At 45.3% G+C, this 21,103-nt stretch carries 15 protein-coding genes and 1 other RNA gene; 7 read left to right on the top strand and 9 right to left on the bottom strand.

What is annotated here, in order from left to right:
* Window positions 1-94: 94 nt before the first annotated feature.
* From G3R49_RS09375 to G3R49_RS09385, 3 genes are all read right to left on the bottom strand, one after another.
* Window positions 95-1,069 (bottom strand): linear amide C-N hydrolase, encoded by a 975-nt coding sequence (locus G3R49_RS09375; protein WP_167869488.1) that lies wholly within the window; start codon window positions 1,067-1,069, stop codon window positions 95-97.
* A 334-nt stretch (window positions 1,070-1,403) separates the two neighbouring features.
* Entirely contained in the window at window positions 1,404-2,225 is an 822-nt protein-coding gene (locus tag G3R49_RS09380) for a hypothetical protein (protein WP_210147176.1), read from the bottom strand.
* Between the two features lie 332 nt (window positions 2,226-2,557).
* The gene (locus G3R49_RS09385; protein ID WP_130601201.1) at window positions 2,558-3,277 is read right to left on the bottom strand and encodes a hypothetical protein; all 720 of its coding nucleotides are present in this window, start codon (window positions 3,275-3,277) and stop codon (window positions 2,558-2,560) included.
* Between the two features lie 442 nt (window positions 3,278-3,719).
* Here G3R49_RS09385 and folM point away from each other — a divergent pair, with 442 nt between their 5' ends.
* On the top strand, window positions 3,720-4,445 hold the full coding sequence (folM, locus tag G3R49_RS09390; protein WP_167869489.1) for a dihydromonapterin reductase: 726 nt from the start codon (window positions 3,720-3,722) through the stop codon (window positions 4,443-4,445).
* A 30-nt stretch (window positions 4,446-4,475) separates the two neighbouring features.
* On the opposite strand, the gene G3R49_RS09395 is transcribed toward folM, so the two are convergent.
* The 6 genes from G3R49_RS09395 to G3R49_RS09420 form a co-directional block, all read right to left on the bottom strand.
* Window positions 4,476-5,174: a 5-formyltetrahydrofolate cyclo-ligase gene (locus tag G3R49_RS09395; RefSeq protein ID WP_167869490.1), complete on the bottom strand. Its 699-nt coding sequence runs from the start codon at window positions 5,172-5,174 to the stop codon at window positions 4,476-4,478.
* Between the two features lie 175 nt (window positions 5,175-5,349).
* Window positions 5,350-7,242, bottom strand: a complete 1,893-nt coding sequence (locus G3R49_RS09400) for a hypothetical protein (RefSeq protein ID WP_167869491.1) — start codon at window positions 7,240-7,242, stop codon at window positions 5,350-5,352.
* Window positions 7,243-7,311: 69 nt separating this feature from the next.
* Window positions 7,312-9,795, bottom strand: a complete 2,484-nt coding sequence (locus G3R49_RS09405; protein WP_167869492.1) for a hypothetical protein — start codon at window positions 9,793-9,795, stop codon at window positions 7,312-7,314.
* Window positions 9,785-11,254 (bottom strand): glycerophosphodiester phosphodiesterase family protein, encoded by a 1,470-nt coding sequence (locus G3R49_RS09410; protein WP_167869493.1) that lies wholly within the window; start codon window positions 11,252-11,254, stop codon window positions 9,785-9,787. Before G3R49_RS09410 ends, G3R49_RS09405 begins: the two co-directional genes overlap by 11 nt.
* Window positions 11,255-11,629: 375 nt before the next feature.
* A non-coding RNA gene (ssrS, locus tag G3R49_RS09415) (6S RNA) lies at window positions 11,630-11,812 on the bottom strand.
* 45 nt (window positions 11,813-11,857) lie between these two features.
* A complete protein-coding gene (locus G3R49_RS09420) occupies window positions 11,858-12,166 on the bottom strand; it encodes a cell division protein ZapA (protein WP_130601211.1) in 309 nt (102 codons plus the stop codon).
* Window positions 12,167-12,377: 211 nt separating this feature from the next.
* Between G3R49_RS09420 and G3R49_RS09425 the strand changes: the two genes are divergently transcribed.
* The 6 genes from G3R49_RS09425 to gcvP all read left to right on the top strand — a co-directional run bounded on the left by G3R49_RS09425 (window position 12,378) and on the right by gcvP (window position 20,957).
* Complete coding sequence (locus tag G3R49_RS09425; protein ID WP_130601213.1) at window positions 12,378-12,953, top strand: UPF0149 family protein; 576 nt, start codon at window positions 12,378-12,380, stop codon at window positions 12,951-12,953.
* A 156-nt stretch (window positions 12,954-13,109) separates the two neighbouring features.
* A complete protein-coding gene (ubiH, locus tag G3R49_RS09430; protein WP_167869494.1) occupies window positions 13,110-14,396 on the top strand; it encodes a 2-octaprenyl-6-methoxyphenyl hydroxylase in 1,287 nt (428 codons plus the stop codon).
* 51 nt (window positions 14,397-14,447) lie between these two features.
* A complete protein-coding gene (locus G3R49_RS09435; protein WP_167869495.1) occupies window positions 14,448-15,671 on the top strand; it encodes an FAD-dependent oxidoreductase in 1,224 nt (407 codons plus the stop codon).
* Window positions 15,672-15,890: 219 nt separating this feature from the next.
* Complete coding sequence (gene gcvT, locus G3R49_RS09440; RefSeq protein ID WP_130601217.1) at window positions 15,891-16,985, top strand: glycine cleavage system aminomethyltransferase GcvT; 1,095 nt, start codon at window positions 15,891-15,893, stop codon at window positions 16,983-16,985.
* Window positions 16,986-17,149: 164 nt separating this feature from the next.
* Window positions 17,150-17,539 carry a glycine cleavage system protein GcvH gene (gcvH, locus tag G3R49_RS09445; protein WP_130601219.1) on the top strand — a complete coding sequence of 130 codons (390 nt, stop codon included), beginning with the start codon at window positions 17,150-17,152 and terminating at the stop codon, window positions 17,537-17,539.
* Between the two features lie 514 nt (window positions 17,540-18,053).
* Window positions 18,054-20,957: an aminomethyl-transferring glycine dehydrogenase gene (gcvP, locus tag G3R49_RS09450; protein ID WP_167869496.1), complete on the top strand. Its 2,904-nt coding sequence runs from the start codon at window positions 18,054-18,056 to the stop codon at window positions 20,955-20,957.
* The last annotated feature ends 146 nt before the right edge of the window (window positions 20,958-21,103 follow it).

Consider the following 21,103-nt stretch of genomic DNA (forward strand, 5'->3'; position numbering starts at 1 on the left):
TTGTTTTCACAACCACAAACGAAACATGACCTAAAGGAAAAAGCGCTAAGGCCGTAGCAATGACCTTAGCGTTTTTAGTGAATAACCTATTGAGTTATAGGTTTGGGTTTTGACCAAGTACTACACGTTTTGCTGCTGTGGTGTCGAATTGCTCAAAGCTATATTGTTCTGCTGCCCAGCTGTCGTAGCGATCTAGCGTCCAGGTTTTGTTAGTACGGTCGGTGTAGTTAGTCCAAAGTGTTGGGAAGATATCGTTCACTTCTTTGTCTAACTGGTCGTAACCGGCGAATACTGTTGCACCAACTGCTTTTAGTGACAGCTTAGCCTTATTAATGTCGGTCACATTACGGGTGTACAAGTCTTCGATAACGACCTTGGCACGTAGACGACGGTCTAGTGGATTAATCGTTGCGTTAGGCTCTACTTTTTCAGCGTCAGCTTTTAAGTGTTGGTCGAACGCTGGGTCATTACTCATGTAGTTTGCGCCATATTCGGTGTACACCTTCATTTCACCGTCGATGAATTCAACGACTGCAGCATTGCCGCTTGCATCAGCAAATTGGTAGTGCACTGGTGGGTAAATACATTCACCTTCGTGGTTTGGTAGGTCACAGATACCTGTTGGGACTACGTCCACCTGTTGCAGAGCATTAATTACGTCAGCAACATTATCGAAGTTGTCTACTGCCCAAGTTGGAACCATGCCAGCATCTACATTTGGCTTTTCTGCTGTGTCATCAGCAAACTTGGTACCTGCTTCTTTACCTAGGTAAAGAATACGTGCTTCAAAGCCGTTTTCGTTCATGGCTTCTGCTACAACGCCAGGGTTAAAAGACTCAATTTTTAGCGCCGCAAATTTGCTGGTGGTTTCTACACCGTCAGTTTCACTGTACTGAGTCGCCATGCCTTTGCCTGTGCCAACTACAACTGCTTGGTCTTGACCAAACCAGTCCATAGTGCGCATGGTCATTTGTGCTTGGTCATTGCCATATACTGCTGTGGTACATGCTTGAGCGAAACCTGCAGAAACTGTTGCAGCGATAGCGAATGCGATAATTGACTTTTTCATAGTAGTGTCCTCAATGTGCTGTGTAAGCTAATTTGGTTTTAAATCTCAGTGCCGTTTGGCTTGAGTGAATTATCCCCAAACTCGACTTTTAGGTCGAATTAGCACCTTTAAGTTTTTCTAATAGGTTGAAGGCCTTGTTTCTCAGTTACGCTTCAGAATTACGTTTCAGAGTTCGCAAGGAGAAAAAAGCAAAAAAAAAGCCACCTATCTAGGTGGCGAGTGGGAGACGTTCACCGAACAAGCGGCTTGTTATTATTAGAATCCCAGATGACAGCCTGGTAAGGGCTTTCATTTTTATTTTGAGTGTAGAGCACTCAAGGTCTTGTTGTTCTAACTAAAATACATAGGCATAACGCAATTTGAAGGTTTGCTCTGTACCTGGTACATAACCACCGATAGGTGAGTCTTCACCAACGTATCTTACGCGCATTCCTGTACCTGAGTTCTTCACTAAAAAGTGTTCATTGACCAGCATCAACTTATGACGCTTGTCTTCGGTAAGGTTGACGCTCGCGCCAAGTTCAACTTTTAAAGTTTCGCCCATTTGGTCTGAGCGCCAGCTAGCATATTGCGGGTGCAACCTTAGGCTCAAACGATCATTAATTTGATAATCCATGCGCACGTTTAACTGCATACCGGTATCATCAAAGGTGCTGCCGTTGGTGAGTTTGTTAGACAATCTAGCAACAGTTGGATTAATGCGTAGGCTCAAGTTATCCCAGCGATTTTTGTAGGCTAAACCCACAGCGCCAATAATTGGGCCTGTGCCTTTCCAATCTGATTTGATGAGATCTATCGATACACCAAAGTTGTCGTTCCAGTAGCCGTATGCCCAGTTGCGGGCGACACTGATTTCGCCTCGGCGATTGACTTTAGCTGCTAGGGTGTTGTCCCATTTTAGACCGGCGAAGTTAATTCCAATGCCATTTACAATGGCTTCAACCTGTTGGATGTCTTGCTTTGATTCTGGCTTAACCGTGCGGGCAGTTTCAAAACCGACAATACCAACCCAAGTTGCGCCACTTTTAGCTTGCGCTACTTTAGATTGTTCAGGGGTTGAGTTGCTCGCTTGAGTATCACTTGCTAACGCATTCTGGCTGCATAGAAGTGTTGCAAAACATACTGATAGCAGACGCGCTTGATTGCTGAATTTCATAAGAGCCACCTTGATGCAATAGATGTGAAAATAGAGCTAAAGCTGGTTCAATGACCAGAAGCTCAATTAACAAAAAGAGGTTGGGCTCAAGTGTGAGAAGTAAATGACCGGTATAGTTAACTGTTTAATTAACGACTCTGCTTATGCTCAGAGCGCATTAACTAACCCAGTGACTATCAAGTGCGACCCTTAAAAATCATTTACCACTCAAAGATCGCAATGCGATACAGATGAGAGAGTGTGCACCGGTGAGTGATCTTAAGCTTCATCCATATTACGGACTGGATAAAGATGAAGCTTATTCACTTGAGCCCAAATTGGTTGCTAGCTGCTTAGAAGCGGTAAGAAACGCCAATTACTGACTTAGTTTCCCACTCGTCTTTCTTGCTAGACATTAGCTGTGGCTGTGGCTCTTTAGTGTCTGCACGGCCAACTTTGCCGTATACAGTGAAGCCTTCAAATGCTTCATAACCTAGTACACCAAAGAACTCACGTTGATCGCTGTTAACACCTTCGAAACGCTCACGGATGAAGCTACCTTCAACACCAACTTGGATGCCGTTGTCGAACTTGTAACCTGTACCTAGCTCAAGTTTGTACTCTTTTAGAACTGAGTTGATGCCATTTGGAGAGTTAACGCCACTTGCATATGGTGTTGCACCGCCAATTTCAGGTAGTTCTGGAGTTGGTAGCTCTGGTAATTCACCAGTTGGTGCTGGAACCTTGATGCGGTCTTTACGCATTGCACGGCCATCAACGTACGCGTAGAAGTTGTCAAAGTTAGTTTGGATAGTGATACCACCACCTAGGTTGCCACTGTCCCAACGCTTGTCGCCAAGGTCGTTGTAGTTAGTTTCAGCAGATAAGAATGGCACTACAGATACCGCGCCAAAGTTGAAGTCGTAACCTACACGACCTTCAACATATGCTGATTTGTCTTGTGTAGTGTATTCGCTTTCTACTTTACCGGTAAAACCGTTAAGTACGCTCGCATTTGCCATACCAGTTGACAATGCCAACAGTGCTGCAACAGCAATTGCTGATTTCTTCATTTTAAAACCCTCATGATTAATAATAATGTTTAATAACAAGCGACTAGATAAAAAAATTGCTTGTTTACCTTGTCTGGTGGCGGCTAGTATCCTATCGATTTACGTATTAATTTAATGAGGTATTATTCGATCTATTAATACGTTAGTTTTGTGTAAACTTAAGCCATTGAAAATAAATGAAATAGAATTGGTCGATGCTCTGTCTTATTTTTTACCTGGTGTGCCCTGCAGTAAAAAGCCTGCTTGAGAGGCGAGCTTATTCAAAGGTGATTGTGGCCCGTTAAGGCTAAAAGCGATCTGAATTTACCCTAGATGCGTATTGCTTGGTGAGTAACATAGACAAGTGAATTTGCAGAAAAACTAAATAATTCATTAAATTGCAATGGTTTAATTCTGACACATCAGTCATGATGGCAATATAAAACAAAGTTGAGAGCGGGATATGAGTCGTACGGTATTAATAACAGGTATTGGTAAGCGCATTGGCTTTTCATTAGCCAAGTATTTGTTAGCGAAAGGGCATAAAGTGATAGGTACTTATCGCTCTCACTACAGCAGTGTTGATCAGCTTGCTAAGCTTGGGGCAACGGTGATCCCTTGTGATTTTTGCCAAGATGGCGCTATCGATGCCCTAATAGAGCAAGTGAGCCAGCATACTCAGCTTGATACCATTATTCATAACGCATCAGACTGGTTACCAGATAACGCCGATATGCCGCCGCAGCAGATTATGCAGCGCATGATGCAAGTGCATGTAAATGCACCATACCAAATAAACTTAGGTTTGAGTGAATTGTTAAAAGCTAATGCGAAACTGCATGATGACAGCATTGGCGCCAGCAATATCATTCACATTACCGATTATGTCGCGGAAAAGGGCAGTAAAAAGCACATTGCTTATGCTGCGAGTAAGGCGGCGCTTCACAACTTAACCCTCTCTTTTGCGACTAGCCTAGCCCCAGCGGTAAAGGTTAATTCCATTGCGCCAGCGATGATTTTGTTTAATGAGTCAGATGATGATGCATACAAGAGCAAAACCCTTGCCAAAGCAATTCTGCCAAAAGAAGCGGGCAACGGTGAAATTCACTCGCTGGTGGAATATTTGCTAAGCAGCCACTACGTCACAGGTCGCAGTTTTGCAGTTGATGGTGGTCGGCATTTGAAGTAATCCAATGTTTGGATTACTTCGGCTAGCACGCTACCCAATACTCGAAAAACGTCTCGTTGGCGTGATGATGAGCGGTAGTGGAATATCCCAATACTCAACCGGCAGTTTACTAACTTGCTGACAATCGTGAGCAAAACCCACAGCCAGTGGCTGGCTTTCGACAACCTGCGCTAAGGTGCGATCGTAATAACCACCGCCCATTCCCATGCGATTACCACTGTCATCAAATGCCACTAATGGAGTTACGATGACATCTAATTGATTAACTGGCATCACCTTAGATGCATCAAGCTTTGGCTCGCCAATACCGTACTGGTTTTCTACCATCTCAGTTTGCTTGTCGTATTTTAAAAACAACAAGTTACCCGGACTAAACGGGTGCACAACGGGCAGGTAAGTTTCGATGCCTTGCTGCCAAAGCGCATCAATAATCTTGTTAGTAGCTAGCTCGCCGTCATGAGTTAAATACAAGGCGACACGCTTGGCGTTGAGGCGCTGAATTTCTGCCAGTAAATGGCGGCTGGCAATCAGTGCTAATTGTTGCTGCTCATCTTGCGTTATGCTATTGCGCTCTTGACGAATATGGCGGCGAATTGCCTGACGACTCATATTGTTTGAGTCGAATAATTGAATTTGACTTGCCGAGTTGGCAAAAGTGCTAATAGAGATATTCCCTTTGGCAGGAACTGCGTGAGGCATGTGCTCAGTCATAAAGCGGGTTAAGGTCATTCAATAATCTCTTGAGGTGAACGGCATTAAGAGGGGATTAACTCACAATGGCACTGTTAGCATGTTACAGCAACCAAGAATTATTGATAAACGTATCATTAAAATATTGCTTCTACTAGCATAAAAAAGGCGACCTAGGCCGCCTCATTCATCTCGATTGTGTACTGTTATACGGTTATTTATCGAGCTTTAATGACTTGAGTAACACTGCGCTATTGTATTCAGATATGGCTGATTTAGCGTTTAGCCAAAAACGTCTTCGAGTAAACATAATTGCCAATGGAATACTCAAAGCAGCAATTTCAACAGCTGAAAACACAACATACCCCACCGCAGGGATGATTAAACTTGCGAGCCCCTCAATATAGTCTTGATTATTATCTGGTAATAACCCCATTTGCTTATCCAAGTACATCATTAAAAATTGCAGCGCTATTGCAGCGATAGTTGCTATCACACCGCCCAGCAGTTTCATGTACCATTTTTGGGGACTAAAGGCGCCAAAGAACACCATGTAGATACCAACAAATAGTGCTAGCCCTACAATCATGTTGCTTGGTTCCATGACAAAGTACCCAATAGAAAGACTAAATGACACTAATGAGAGCATGAAATATGACATGACAAAGCCGATTGATAAGGTGAGTAACCATCTTTTTTGCTGGCTAATTTGTTTCCAATACAGTTTAGGGAGCAAGTGGTACAGCAGGGCAAACCAGGCAATGATGATGAGGTAGTTGGCCCAAACAGGAAAACCAAATAAGCCAAAGTCTCCAATCAATGCGCCAAAATAGAACCTATGATGATCTAACAAGCCTAAGCGGTGTTGTGACTCAAATGCGACTTCTGGCAATAGCAGCGCAACACCTGCTGCAAGCATTATGAAAATATAGCTAAAGTGAACTAAGTTTTTAGTCAGCTTCCAGATAAAACCAGCATTAGTCTGCTTTTTAAGTTGTGATAGTAGCGTTTGGTAATTACTCATTACCGCGGCTGCTATATCCTTGGAAACCCAGTTTTCTTGCAACAGGGCAAGTTTCGTATTGGTTTCATGCGCTTCAATCACAGCTTTAATGGCTGGTGTTGCTAATACTTGTTTATCAGACTCTTTATTGCCTTCGCCAAGCTTTTGAGCTCGTTTCCACACAGCAGGGTCATATACGCCACCGGCATCATGGGTGGCATTATGGCTCCCTGCGAAACACATTTTTGTATCGACGTTATCGATATGCGCAGTGAATTGTAGTGTGGGGAGATCAGCGGTGAGACCGTAAAGAAAAGTACAACCTTCAAGTGGTTCACTGACGTCAATCTCGGTGATACCTGTCATACCGTTAATAATATCTAGCCCCGAATTGGCCACATAATCTTGGGTCCAGTCATGGTAATCCGTGCTGTTGAAGAACCATTTTGTTGACCGTTTAGCATCGCCGTCAATGGTGTAGCTGTAATAAAGATAGCCCCCGCCATCGCACGTTCCGCAAGTTACTTTACCGCTGCCATGGCAGGTGTAGCAGGTTTTTTTGCCCGAACCATAACAAGATGAGCAGCTTTCCGTTGTGTATACGGTGCGATTATTGTGATCTTGTCGAGTCACATGGTTACGGCCGCTACCACCGCACTGAGTGCAGCTTGTACTGCCATTACCATGACAGGTGCCACAATCACATTGCCCTGTACCATGGCAGACATAGCATGGATCGCTGCCCACAAACCTATCGGGTGCTGAGCCTAGCGATTTATCTCGAATGACGAAGTTTTTGGCGACATCGTTAGACAGCATGCCTTTAAAAGTTTCATTAAAGAAAGGGTCTTGACCGCTAACATACTGTTTCGCATTTTCATGGGCACAATCACAAGCTTGCTGAGAGCTACCTGCGTTCACCCCGCTCGGGCAATGGGGGCCATGGTCGTGTTTATTGACCCCAATTTCAATTGTCCAACCAAAATGAAACTTAAGGTTAGGTGACTTTGCTTGCTCATCACTGAGCACTACAGGGACTTTTTCACCCGTTAAGTCTTGGCCATTCTTGCGAATGTAATCTTGAAACGCTTGTAATTGACTCACTGTAAAATCCTACTACTTAATGAATGAGTGAGCGATTTAGGCATGTGAAATAGCATGCTTAAATAGCGATTATTGTCGATGTAAATTGATAGTGAACTCAGTGCTTTCTGCCGTTAAATTCACCCATTGGCGCTCAGGTGTATATCCAGGGGCAGTGACTTTAATGTCATATGCGCCCTGCGGTAGCTGCATTTGTGGTGAGTATTTGGGTTTAATATTCATCACGGCAATACGTGCATTGTCGGCGTTGGTGATAATGCTTAGCGGCAATAATGCTGTTGTCTCTTGAGTGGGCTGATGCGCTTTACTGCTGTTTGCTGAGAATCCTTGCATGGCCTCATCAAGGTGGTGAATCGGGCCACGGATAGCGTCAAAGCCGCGGCTAATTTGCAAACTGCTATCTAGTGCATCACCAATAGGCTGTACTAGCGGCTGTGTGGTTAATAGCCAGCGCAAAGCATAGGAAATACTGGCGGAATCATTGGCTTCCATCTGCCTGAAAAAGTAGTTGGTAGCACTGTCTTCAAGGGTGAACTGATTACTACTAAATGACATGGGCACCACAAAAATGGAGGCCAGTAGTGTCGCCGATATGCCCGCATTAATCCGTTTTTGTTTAGAGTGCTTGGTGCGCGGCTCAGCAGGGTTGTGTTTCGCGGCTTTGATTAATTCCCATGCTTTTATAGGCAGCTTTAGCACCGTCAGTAACACTAAGGCTAAGCTTAGTGACATAGATATTGGCGGAATGATGGTCGCTCTCAGTGCAGATTTACCTGATGCTTCAAATGCACCACCATCGGCAAACTCCGCTTTTTGTGCTTCGAGCACACGCAATAATTCAGTGGTGTTGCGCTGAATATTAGGCTCAACTACTCGGTTTAAAAATTGCTTATTATTCCAGTCAGCTAGCGTGGGAGACACATACATGTCACCCATTTCAGCTTGTATTCGTTGTTGGGTTTGTTGATGCTGCTGAAATGCCTGCCAAGATAAATTGGGAGGAATATTATAACCTTTGTTGCGCATTTCATTACGCCAACGAGTGTCAGCTTCTTGTTTGACTTTGCTAGCCACAGCATTATCAAACTCACTTCGATTGGCCATCTGCCAGTAGTCAGCAAGGTGCAAACCTTTTTGTTTGAGTCGGGTTCTCACCTTGTCACTGGTCAGTTTGTGATGCCTAAAGCGGTGAATATCGTTTATCCCGCGCGGGTAGCCACCAGACTCTTTTATGAAGTCACCTTCCATTTTGACCAGTAGAATATTTTTATAGTGATTAACATCATTGGTATACACCATGCGATGATCGCGTATACCAGCATCGCCGCCAGTAGCCGCATCAATGGCCTGCATAGCGGTAAATAAGCCTAAGGTCATTACGCCTGTTACGATGGAGTTGGTGACATTTTCTGAGGTAGAAATCTCTTCGCGAATTAACCACTCATTGGGCTCAATATAAGGCATGCTATTTTTTTCAAATTCGCGGTCGTAACGAGTTTGAATACGCTCGAAGCAGTTATCTCTTCGGCTGCCTTTTTTCATGTCAGCACATTTACTGCGTTGCTCAAAATACGCGTAAATTTGTGGGGCTATTTTTTGTGCGCGCGCTTCTACTCGGGCTTCGTAGGCCGCTTCACCTTGTTGGTATTGCTGCCAACCTTGTTTAACTTGGTTTTGTGTATCAAGCCAATATTCGTCAGCTCGTTGAGGTGACGTTGCCAAAGCATCATTGTACTTTGCTGACCCCGCTAGGTAGTCCGTATAAGCTTGCTGAAGCTCACTACGGAAATTGTCGTAACGCTGATAGTGGCTGTCGAAGTTTGCCATGGCGCGGTCGCGGACAAACTTTTCCATAATAGGGCGTTTTTGTTGCTCAAGCTCTGACACCAAGACATCATCGGCATACACTAAACCGCCAAATACAGACAAGAACGTCTTCTCAACCCCCGTGTGGGGCAGATCTGGATCGTATTCAATACCTTCAAATTGAATCGACTTTTCGATCAACGCGCTACGAAGCACCTGTGAAAGGTAAGCTTGTTGTCGCTGCTCTGGGGTAGAGGCGTCAATAATGAAATAGTCGACCAACCATTTTTGGCCAAAAAACACTGTCGGCCAAACTAAGATGGCGATTAATGCAAAGCTGCCTAATGCGCTTGGAATCGTGGCTAATCGTTTTCCCTTAAGTAATAAATCGGCTAATAACAGGGTGACACCGATACCACTAATGGTTCGCCCGAAAAGCTCCACTGCATGCAATTCGGCTTCTGTGGCATTTTTACCGCCTGCAACATTTACTAGCGCCGCGTTAAATACCGCCTCAGGAAAAAGGTAAACCACCGAGCAAATAAACATGGTCAGCACCCACCAAAATGGTTTGCCTAATGCGGTAATTTGCGCAATTTGCTTTGCCTGTTTAGCTTGTTGCTTTTCGGCTTTTGCTTGCTGTTTTTGGGTATCTGCTAGTTGTTTTTCTGCCTGCGACATCTGCTGCTGTGTCGGAGATTGGTTCAATAAACCACTGGCAAAAGGGCTTTGTTTATTATTGCTCATTGTGCTTACTTGGTAATGTGATGATGATGGTTTCGCCATTGTTTCGTTCTATTTTTTCATCACTAATCGTCGGGAAACGAAATGGCTCATCCTTAGATATATCGGGCGTTTTGTGTTCAGCAGCAACGGCTACATTTGTGTGTGCAATGCGTTTAAGACCATGATTGAGCGATATGTAATAACCCTCGCTTTGGTAGCCCTGCATTTGTGCGAACTGAGTAAAGTCAGCATCAATTGGCAATGACGCAATGTATTTGCCCATAGCGGACGATGGCTGATAGTGGCCTTTAGGTTTGGCGGCTGAAAATAAGCGTTGGCATACTTCAAATGGTGTGGCGTCGACAATTGCGCCATTAGGTAATTGATTTGAGGTTAAACGTTGTAACTGTTGCTGATGATAGGCCGTGCCGTTAATCGTGTAGGTGTAAACCCGCATTCCTCGCTGTTTGGCTCTTGCTTTTACTGCAGGCGTTTGCATGAAGCTGCGAATATCCAAATGTAAGCCGGAATGACTGCCGAGTTTTTGCTGTATTTTATTTAATGCCGCACTGCTGGTGTGATCTTGATATCTGCTACGATATCGCTTGGTGCCGTAGCGATGCCCACGTTCGAAATTGCGCTGATTATCCAGATAGTAAGCATCATTCTTGACACCCTTCTTCATATCGGCAAGTAAGATATCGACACTGGTTGGGTGAGCTTTTTGCACCAAGCCAAGATAAACATTTGGGTTAATGCCTCGCAGCTTTTCTAAAGTGCGAATATCGTCAGCTGAGTAGTAAAAGTGCCCTTGACCAACATAGGTTAATAACATCTGGTTTAGCTCAGTTAATCGCTCTACATTGGCAGAGGATTTAATTTCTACATTAAGGGACTGTCCTCTATGGCGGTAGTAGGCAAAGGTTTGAAAGGCTTCAAGTGCCGTGATTGGGCGTATGTTGACGAGTTCTCGGGTGTCTTTATCCCTTAGTTTCAGCTCAGTGTATTGTTTTAAATTCATCCGGTTGAGTTTGTATTTCTCACCGGTGTAATGCACGGTCGCTCGGCCTGTTTCTTCATCGTGATGATTAACCCAGGTACCGTCTCTTAACAGCATCACATCAATTTCTACACTGTTAAAGTTGTCGACTAATGCACTTGCAATCGCCATTTGACCACTCTCTGGCTGGCGAAAGTCTCCCCTGTGTGCAGAAATGTCTAGAGCACACTGCTCGGTAGACAACATTTTTATTTCATCGTTGATATCCATGTATAAGTTGCGATCAGCTAATGCGAGTTGAATATCGACGGTATCTTTTCCTCTAAATTGACTATCTAAAGGAAAGTTAGCCAGTGCAGCAGGTCTTTTTTCTGGGACAGTTTTGATTGGTTCTGGGGCGGAAGAACAACCGCTTATGAGCCAAATTGTCGTGAGTGACAACAAGCAACAATACAGCCCTCTTAGTAATCTATTTGTCATAATCCATACTGCAAACCATTAATATTGAAGGCGTTATACCTCAGCATTAGTTGGTTAACAATTGGCATATGGGGAGATTTACCAAAACGATACAAGCCGCTTATTTTTCACTGTGATAAATGATGCATTTACCTATACTTGTATCGACTATTTGCTTGTATGCGCTCTTTGAATGGATTGATAGCTTTGTCGTATGTGGCTGGCAAATCGTGATTTTATAAACGCAACCTTGGGCAGAAAATTAAATAGCACTGACTGCGCGGTTATCAAAACCGCACAGTTGAGCTTGGCGTGATTTTATCTGAAGAGTAGTTGAACCCGTGACAAGGTATTAAACAGAAGGGATTTGGATATAACAGATAAGATAAAGTTGGAATGCTCCCCAAGATACCGTCGCCGGTGTAGCCCTTGAACCGTAGGTTCAAGGCGGGTAAATGTTTATCTCCTAAGGCTTCTCGGTACTTGCCAAGCATGCGCAATGTCAATAAAAGCATCTACCCTGGGTTTGTAAATATCGGCACAGGGACATTACCAGCTAAACGCATATCCCAGGGAGCAAAAACAGGGGTGATAATCGCAGTTGCGTGTATCAGAAATTCTAGTTTAGTCGTCCTTGTGGCTACGTTCAATCAAGGCATTTTCTAGCGTTGCTTGAAGTAGAGAGATACGCTCGTCCATTTGCGCCATGTACTGTTTGTTTTGTTGTTTTTCTTCAAACAGTTGGTTGCCAATATTGAGTGCGGCCATAATGGCTAACTCTTCACGGCTTAAATTGTTCGTGCGGGCTTTTAAGGTGCTCAGTTGGCTTTCAACTTCGCTGGCGACTGCGTGCAAGGCTGCCTCGCGTCCTTCAGGACATGCGATTGAGTAGGTGCGACCGAGAAGGGTAATTTCTACTGCACGATTACTCATACCTAGTTTGCGTCTTCCTTAATTTATTCACGATATTGGCGAACTATATAGGGCAATATTTAAAAGAGCAAGGCACAGCAAGGTTAATTTTCTTATTTGCTGTTTGTCTGAGCAAATCGGTACTTTTTTCCTACAACATAGGGGCGATCATTTGGTGAGCAGGGGCAACTCTGTTAGCATTAAGTCATTAATGTTCTAGCGAGAAAAGACTATGGCAACCCCACCTTCACTGTGTATTGATAAGTTAAAACAAGCCCTTGATGCGGCAGAAATTGGCCAGCATCCGGTTGAGGTTCACGGCGCGTTAGTTGGACTTATATGTGGCGGTGTTGAGCAGCAAGGTAATGCCTGGCAAAAAGCGCTTATCGATTTAATGAACGATGGTCAGCCGCTGCCAAATGATTTACAGCACTTAATTACCGAGCTTTATCAAGACACGGTAGCGCGTTTAGGTGATTACGAGTTTGGTTTTACTTTATTGCTACCTGAAGAAGAAGTGCAGCTTAGCCACCGTGTTGAAGCATTAGCACTATGGACACAAAGCTTCTTAACCGCTATTGCGGTAATCCAGCCTAAGCTAAATAGCGCATCAAGCGATGTAAAAGAAGTGATTAAAGACTTAGCTGAGATCGCTCAGGTTGAGTTTGACGTACAAGATGACGAAGAGTCAGAGGCGGCTTACACCGAGTTGCAAGAGTTTGTACGTATGTCAGCTATTTTATGTTATTCGGAATTTGGCCCTGAAATTACTCCAAATGAAGATGACAGCAAGCCGACGATTCACTAACTTGGCTTTCATTAGCTTAGCTTTTATCTAAGAACTTATGTTGATGAAGTCGCTTACCTGTTTTGTATAAGGCTGCAGTTTAAAGCCTGATATTAGAGCCTAAAGCGCTAACGACTTCATTTTGTTTGCACATTTTTTCGCACACGGAAATGCTAGATGCCAACATCTGAATCAGCACCTTCATCTCAATCAGCTACTTCATCTCAAATAGCTACTTCATCTCAAGCACTGTTTGATGTGGTTATTGTCGGCGGCGCAATGGCGGGCGCAACTCTCGCTCTAGCGCTGACTAAGCTCTCTGCTCAGCAGCCAAACAAACCCCTGCGTATTGCGCTTATTGAAGCCAAACAAGTTGATGCTAGCCACCCCGGATTCGATGCTCGTTCAATCGCCATTGCCCACGGCTCAATATTTCAGCTGCAACAACTTGGCATTTGGCAGCACATTGCCCATTTAGGTTCGGCAATTAATCAAATCCATGTGTCAGACCGTGGTCACTTTGGCATGACAGAGCTGCTTTCTGAGTCGCTTAATGTCGATGCCTTTGGTCAGGTGGTTGAGCTTGCAAGTGTGGGGCAGGTGTTAATGGCTGAGCTTGAAAAGCTCAACAAGCAGCATCCAAATATCTTAAGTTTGTATTGCCCAGCAGGTGTTGAAGAAGTTTCTGCACAAGCAGATTACCAGCAACTCACTTTAACAACAGGTGAGCAGCTTAACGCCAAACTCGTGGTTGCTGCCGATGGCGCGTTTTCAAAAGTGCGTACCCAGCTTAATCAACCAAGTGAACAGGTTGATTTTGAGCAGTCTGCCATTGTTGCCAATGTAGTTACCGACAAAGCGCATCAAGGCTGGGCCTTTGAGCGCTTTACTGAGCATGGGCCAATTGCGCTGCTGCCAATGAGTGACGTGCAAGGCAAAGCCAGATTGTCTTTAGTGTGGGCGATGCAACCAACTGAGGTTGAGCGCGTTAAAGCCTTACCTAAGAGTGAGTTTTTGGCTGAGCTACAAACTGCTTTTGGTCATCGTTGTGGCCGCTTTACAGATGTCGGCGCGCTGGTTAGCTACCCACTAACACTGAGTTATATGCCAAGACCGTTTTATCATCGCTGCGTGTTTGTGGGTAATGCCGCGCAAACCCTGCACCCAATAGCAGGGCAAGGCTTTAACCTTGGGCTGCGCGATATCAATGGTTTAATCAAGGCTATTGAGCAGGCATTGGCAGCTGGTGAAGCAGACCTTGGTAGTAGTGAGCTTATTCACAGCTATTATCAAAGTCGCCAGCAAGACAGAGATGCCACTCTCAATAATATTGAGTTTTTAGTGCGCGGCTTCTCAAATCAGCATTGGCCACTAGTTGCTGGGCGCAGCTTAGGGCTAAGATTGCTATCTTGGCTGCCACCGCTAAAAACGCCGGTTGCTGAAATTGCCATGGGGTGGCGCTAAGCTACTCCTAGCACTAGTCATTTGTCGATCACCAAGGAATAAGGAACACCTATGTATCAAACCCAAACCTATGATGTCGCCATTGTTGGCGGAGGTATGGTTGGCCTAGCTACTGCAATTGGCTTAGCTCAAGCGGATTTATCAGTAGTGGTGATTGATGCAAATACCACAGCGCCAAGTACAGGTGATGCCAAACTGCGTGTTAGCGCGATTAATAAAGCAAGTCAGCAATTACTCACTAATCTTGGTGCCTGGCAATATCTCGATGGTGAACGCTTAGGCCCGTATCAAAAAATGGCTGTGTGGGATAAAGACGCGCTCGGTAAAATCGACTTTGATGCCGCTAGCATTAGTGAGTCGACCTTAGGCACCATTATCGAAAATCAGGCGATTAGCTATGCGCTAGCAAAACGCGCCGCAGAGCTAAGCAATATTACCCATCTTGAAGGCCAACGCCTTGAGCGAGTGGCCTTTGGCGAGCGTGAAACTTGGCTGACGCTTGAAAGTGGCGATAATCTATCGGCTGCTTTGGTGGTTGGTGCCGATGGCGCTAACTCTTGGGTGCGTCAGCAATGCCAAATCCCGCTTACCTTTTGGGATTACGGCCATCACGCCATTGTTGCCAGTGTGCGCACTGAGTTAAACCATGATGCCACTGCGCGTCAGGCATTTTTACCTGATGGTCCACTCGCTATGTTGCCACTATTTGAAGATAACTTAAATTCAATTGTGTGGTCGGTAGACCCGCAGCAAGCTGAGCAATTGATGGCGTTAGACGACAGCGAGTTTAATAAAGCGCTAACAGCCGCATTTGATAGTCGCTTAGGTTTGTGTGAAGTGGTGAGTGAGCGTCAGTCATTCCCGCTGCGTATGCGTTATGCCCGTCATTTTGCTCGTCACCGTTTAGCGCTTGTTGGCGATGCAGCCCATACAATCCACCCATTAGCAGGGCAAGGGGTTAACCTTGGCTTTTTAGACGCCGCAAGTCTGGTGCAAATAGTGGTGGAGCTGCACGAGCAGGGTAAAGATATTGGCGATTATGCCAACCTTCGTCGTTATGAGCGCTGGCGCAAAGCTGAGGCAATGGAAATGATCGCGGCGATGGAAGGCTTCAAACGATTATTTGCCGGCAGTAATCCACTGAAAAAAGCTGTGCGCGATCTTGGATTATCACTGGTAGATAATATCGCTGGACTGAAAACAGTGTTCATCAAACAGGCCATGGGCAATAAAATCAATTTGCCTGAGCTGTGCCAGAAAACAAATTCTCACTAATAAGTGTTAAAAACGGTTATATATCAATCGATCCAGCCACATAGCCGTTTGTCATACAAAAAAGCCTAAATTCTCGCATTAGCTAAACTAATGCGAGAGCCCTCAGATTAGAAAAAATTCTTGTATACAATTCAGCTTGGCTGAGTATAATTTCGCGGCATTTTATCAAATACCTACATAGCGCCAAGACGCTGTGATGGCCCACAATAAGGGATAATAATGGCTAGCAAAACTGTACTTTACACTAAGCACTTAGAATCGAATGCGAAGATGGTTGATTTTCATGGCTGGGAAATGCCAATCAACTACGGCTCACAAATCGAAGAGCACCACGCAGTTCGTCAAGACGCTGGTATGTTCGACGTGTCACACATGACAGTTGTAGACGTAACAGGCACTGACGCTAAGGCATTTTTACGTAAGTTGTTAGCTAATGACGTTGCTAAGCTCACTGTACCTGGCAAAGCGCTATACGGCGGTATGCTAGATGAAAACGCTGGCGTAATTGACGACCTTATTACTTATTACCTGTCTGAAACTCATTACCGTGTAGTGGTTAACTCAGCGACTCGCGTAAAAGACCTAGCTTGGATCAACAAGCAAGCGGCTGCATTTGACGTAACTGTTACTGAGCGCCCAGAGCTTGCGATGATTGCAGTACAAGGCCCAAATGCTAAAGCAAAAGCGGCTGAAGTATTTTCTGATGAGCAAAAGCAAGCGGTTGAAGGCATGAAAATGTTCTTTGGCGCGCAAGCAGGCGACTTGTTTATCGCAACCACAGGTTACACAGGTGAAGCGGGTTACGAAATCATCGTGCCACAAGAGCAAGCTGAAGATTTATGGCAAAAGCTGCTTGATGCAGGGGTTCGCCCATGTGGTTTAGGTGCTCGTGATACACTGCGCCTTGAAGCTGGCATGAACCTTTACGGTCAAGATATGGATGAAACCATCAACCCGCTAGCAGCCAACATGGGTTGGACAGTAGCGTGGGAACCAACAGACCGTGACTTTATTGGCCGTGAAGCATTAACTGCAATCAAGGCACAAGGAACTGACAAATTAGTCGGTTTGGTCATGGAAGCCAAAGGTGTTTTACGCCATGATATGGCAGTGTTTTTCACTGATGCAGACGGCGTTGAGCACCAAGGTAAGATCACCAGTGGTACCTTCTCACCAACTTTAGGCTACTCTATTGCAATGGCGCGCGTACCAAACGGTATTGGCGAAGTAGCTGAAGTTGAAATGCGTAAGAAGCGTGTACCAGTTAAAGTGATTGCACCAAGCTTCGTTCGCAACGGTAAGCAAGCATTCTAGAAACAAATTTAAGAGACAAGTCGCATCAAGACTAACGTATAGGTGTTATTGCGAAGCAAAATAGCGTAAAACACTAGTTGGCCTAGCGTCTCGAATTAATACAATAGCTTTGCCTTAATCGGGCAAAGCAACAAGCAAAATTAGTAAATATAGGAATAACCACCATGAGCAACATTCCAGCAGAATTAAAATATGCTTCTTCACACGAGTGGGTTCGCAAAGAAGCTGACGGTAGCTACACAGTAGGTATCACAGAGCACGCACAAGAACTACTAGGTGACATGGTATTCGTTGAGCTACCAGAAGTAGGCGACACTGTATCAGCAGGCGAAGACTGCGCAGTAGCTGAGTCTGTAAAAGCGGCTTCAGACATCTACGCACCAATCTCTGGTGAAGTTGTTGCCATCAACGAAGCATTAGAAGACTCACCAGAGCTAGTAAACAGCGACGCTTTCGGTGACGGCTGGTTCTTCCGCGTAATGCCTTCTGACGAAGCTGAAGTAGAGTCACTACTAGATGCTGACGGTTACCAAGAAGTAATCGACGAAGAATAATCGTCGCAGACGATAAATGAAGCTCCCTCGGGAGCTTCTTTGTTTTTCCTCAAACGCAACAGCTGCGCATCAACTGCGCAAAGCAGTCAGAGGGAAAGCAGGTTAATACAAAGCCTGCCGCCAAGAGTAGGGTATTAATCAAGCCTTAATGCGTTAAGCGTTTAAGGATTAGGTAACAAAACCGCTAATAAATGGTCGTTACCGCGCCAATCAGCGTACTATACCAATTAGGATAAATGAGTGATCAGATATTACGCAGGAAAAATCGCTTAGAACAAGGCGCAAATAGAAGCTAGCTAGTTGTTCTACCTACAAAATTTGCAACGAAGTTATAAGTGATTTTAACCAGTAAGAATGAGCACATTCTTATGCTAATTGGTATTTGCTATCGAACAATAAGATAAGCACTACGCCTTAGGCATTCTCGTTAATTGAGTGCTACAAATCACACAACATAGATTCCGGCTCTGTGCCCTACAGCAACATCACCGGACGATTGGGAACACGATTTATCATGACTAAGCAAACACTGACACAATTAGAGCAGCATGAGTTATTTTTGACTCGTCATATTGGCCCTGACGAACAACAGCAGCAAGACATGCTTAACTTTGTTGGCGCTGAATCGCTTGAAGATTTAACCGCGCAAACTGTGCCGGGTGCCATTCGCCTAAAAGAAGAATTGGCCGTTGGTAATGCCTGTGGCGAAGCTGAAGGTACTGCTTACATCCGTGGTTTAGCTGACAAAAACAAAGTATTTAAAAGCTACATCGGTATGGGTTACTACGGTACTGAAGTGCCGAACGTGATCAAGCGTAACGTGTTTGAAAATCCGGGTTGGTACACAGCGTACACACCTTACCAGCCAGAGATTGCTCAAGGTCGTCTTGAAGCGATTCTTAACTTCCAGCAAATGTCGATGGACCTAACTGGTCTTGACCTAGCATCAGCTTCACTACTTGACGAAGCAACTGCAGCTGCTGAAGCCATGGCGCTAGCTAAGCGTGTATCTAAAGCGAAAAAAGCTAACATCTTCTTTGTTGCTGATGATGTGTTCCCACAAACATTAGACGTAGTGAAAACCCGTGCAGAATGTTTTGGTTTTGAAGTGGTTGTAGGCCCAGCAAGCGAAGCGGCTAACTACGAGCTATTTGGCGCATTGTTCCAATACACTAACCGCCACGGTCAAATTACTGATTACACAGAGCTATTTGCGGCGCTTAAAGAAAAGAAAGCCATCGTAACTGTAGCAACTGACATCATGTCGCTAGTGCTACTGAAATCACCAGGTGAAATGGGCGCAGACGTGGTATTTGGCAGCGCACAACGCTTTGGTGTACCTATGGGCTATGGTGGCCCACACGCTGCATTCTTTGTTGCACGTGACGCGCACAAGCGCTCTATGCCTGGCCGTATTATCGGCGTATCTAAAGATACTCGCGGTAACAGCGCACTGCGTATGGCAATGCAAACTCGTGAGCAGCACATCCGCCGCGAAAAAGCTAACTCAAATATTTGTACTGCGCAGATCTTGCTAGCTAACATGGCTTCATTCTACGCAGTATTCCACGGCGCAGTGGGCCTTAAAACCATTGCTAGCCGCATTAACCGTCTAACCGACATTCTAGCGACAGGCCTTAAAGCCAAAGGCGTTGAGCTAGTGAACAACACTTGGTTCGATACTATCTCTTTCAAAGGTCTAGACGTTGAAGCTGTTAAAGCGCGCGCAGTCGCTGCTGAGCTTAACCTACGTTATGACGAAGACGGCATTGTCGGTGTGAGCCTTGATGAAACTACACTTCGCTCTGACATTTCTGAGCTATTTGATGTGATTTTAGGTGAAGGCCACAGCCTAGATGTTGAAGCGATTGACGTTGACGTACTAGCAGGTAAGGCTTTTGTTAACGGCGGCGGGTCTATTCCAGCTGATCTTATCCGTAAAGATGCCATCTTGACGCACCCAACTTTCAATCGCTACCAAAGCGAAACTGAAATGATGCGTTACATCAAGCGTCTAGAAAATAAAGATTTAGCACTGAACCACTCAATGATCTCATTAGGTTCGTGCACCATGAAGCTAAACGCAGCGGTAGAAATGAACCCAGTAAGCTGGCCAGAATTTGCCAACATGCACCCATTCTGCCCGCTCGATCAAGCTGAAGGTTACACTCAGCTAATCAATGAGTTATCTGACTACCTAGTGAACATCACAGGTTACGATGCAGTATGTATCCAGCCTAACTCAGGCGCACAAGGTGAATATGCTGGTCTATTGGCGATTCAAAAATACCACGAGTCTCGCGGTGAAGCGCACCGCGACATCTGCCTAATTCCACAATCTGCACACGGTACTAACCCAGCATCGGCGCAGCTTGCAGGTATGAAGGTTGTGGTGACTGCTTGTGACAAGCAAGGTAACGTTGACTTAGAAGACCTAAAAGCGAAAGCGGCTGAGCTTGCTGACAACCTATCGTGCATCATGATCACGTACCCATCGACTCACGGTGTGTATGAAGAGTCAATCCGCGAAGTATGCGACATCGTGCATCAGCACGGCGGTCAGGTATACCTAGATGGCGCGAACATGAACGCACAGGTTGGTCTAACATCACCAGGCTTTATCGGCGCAGACGTATCACACTTAAACCTACACAAAACCTTTGCTATTCCACATGGTGGCGGTGGTCCAGGTATGGGCCCAATCGGTATTAAAAAGCACCTTGCACCATTCGTAGCAGGTCACACTGTGGTTAAGCCAGGCCGCGAAAGCGACAACAATGGCGCAGTATCAGCCGCGCCATACGGCAGCGCAAGCATCCTACCAATCAGCTGGATGTACATTAAGCTACTTGGCAACCAAGGCCTTAAAAAGTCGACGCAAATGGCGCTACTAAACGCCAACTATGTGACTAAGAAGCTGTCGGCTCACTACCCAGTGCTATTTACTGGCCGTAATGACCGCGTAGCGCACGAATGTATTATCGACCTACGCCCAATCAAAGAGTCATCAGGTGTAACTGAGATGGACATTGCTAAGCGTCTAAACGACTACGGCTTCCACGCGCCAACCATGAGCTTCCCAGTTGCGGGTACGCTAATGGTTGAGCCAACTGAGTCTGAGTCTAAGGTTGAGTTAGACCGCTTTATCGAGGCTATGATTGCCATTCGCGGCGAGATTGCCAAAGTGGAAGCAGGCGAGTGGCCAGCGGACAATAACCCACTATGTAATGCACCTCACACCATGGCAGACATTATGGACAGCGAGTTCGACTCACGCCCATACAGCCGTGAAGAAGCGGTATTCCCATGCGATGCAGTTAAGGCTAACAAGTTCTGGCCAACTGTGAATCGTATTGATGATGTTTATGGTGACCGCAATCTAATGTGCTCGTGCGTACCGTTATCTGACTACGAATAATTGCAGCCCAAACGCCATTATGGTGCAACGACCCAAATGTCATTCCCGCAAGGCTTTTTAGCGGGAATCTGAGTGTTAAAAAAGCGACCTTGAGTCGCTTTTTTTGTTGGCTTACTGTCGGCAGTAACGCTATTAGGTATAGCTAC

Origin of the sequence: Shewanella sp. WXL01, from assembly GCF_012263345.1 — a bacterium.
In the GTDB taxonomy this organism is placed as follows: domain Bacteria; phylum Pseudomonadota; class Gammaproteobacteria; order Enterobacterales; family Shewanellaceae; genus Shewanella; species Shewanella maritima.

What these genes read in the sequence shown, in the direction of transcription:
- G3R49_RS09375 (WP_167869488.1), bottom strand. Translation starts at nt 1,069, where the DNA reads ATGAAAAAGTCAATTATCGCATTCGCTATCGCTGCAACAGTTTCTGCA.
- G3R49_RS09380 (WP_210147176.1), bottom strand. Translation starts at nt 2,225, where the DNA reads ATGAAATTCAGCAATCAAGCGCGTCTGCTATCAGTATGTTTTGCAACA.
- G3R49_RS09385 (WP_130601201.1), bottom strand. Translation starts at nt 3,277, where the DNA reads ATGAAGAAATCAGCAATTGCTGTTGCAGCACTGTTGGCATTGTCAACT.
- folM (WP_167869489.1), top strand. Translation starts at nt 3,720, where the DNA reads ATGAGTCGTACGGTATTAATAACAGGTATTGGTAAGCGCATTGGCTTT.
- G3R49_RS09395 (WP_167869490.1), bottom strand. Translation starts at nt 5,174, where the DNA reads ATGACCTTAACCCGCTTTATGACTGAGCACATGCCTCACGCAGTTCCT.
- G3R49_RS09405 (WP_167869492.1), bottom strand. Translation starts at nt 9,795, where the DNA reads ATGAGCAATAATAAACAAAGCCCTTTTGCCAGTGGTTTATTGAACCAA.
- G3R49_RS09410 (WP_167869493.1), bottom strand. Translation starts at nt 11,254, where the DNA reads ATGACAAATAGATTACTAAGAGGGCTGTATTGTTGCTTGTTGTCACTC.
- G3R49_RS09420 (WP_130601211.1), bottom strand. Translation starts at nt 12,166, where the DNA reads ATGAGTAATCGTGCAGTAGAAATTACCCTTCTCGGTCGCACCTACTCA.
- G3R49_RS09425 (WP_130601213.1), top strand. Translation starts at nt 12,378, where the DNA reads ATGGCAACCCCACCTTCACTGTGTATTGATAAGTTAAAACAAGCCCTT.
- ubiH (WP_167869494.1), top strand. Translation starts at nt 13,110, where the DNA reads ATGCCAACATCTGAATCAGCACCTTCATCTCAATCAGCTACTTCATCT.
- G3R49_RS09435 (WP_167869495.1), top strand. Translation starts at nt 14,448, where the DNA reads ATGTATCAAACCCAAACCTATGATGTCGCCATTGTTGGCGGAGGTATG.
- gcvT (WP_130601217.1), top strand. Translation starts at nt 15,891, where the DNA reads ATGGCTAGCAAAACTGTACTTTACACTAAGCACTTAGAATCGAATGCG.
- gcvH (WP_130601219.1), top strand. Translation starts at nt 17,150, where the DNA reads ATGAGCAACATTCCAGCAGAATTAAAATATGCTTCTTCACACGAGTGG.
- gcvP (WP_167869496.1), top strand. Translation starts at nt 18,054, where the DNA reads ATGACTAAGCAAACACTGACACAATTAGAGCAGCATGAGTTATTTTTG.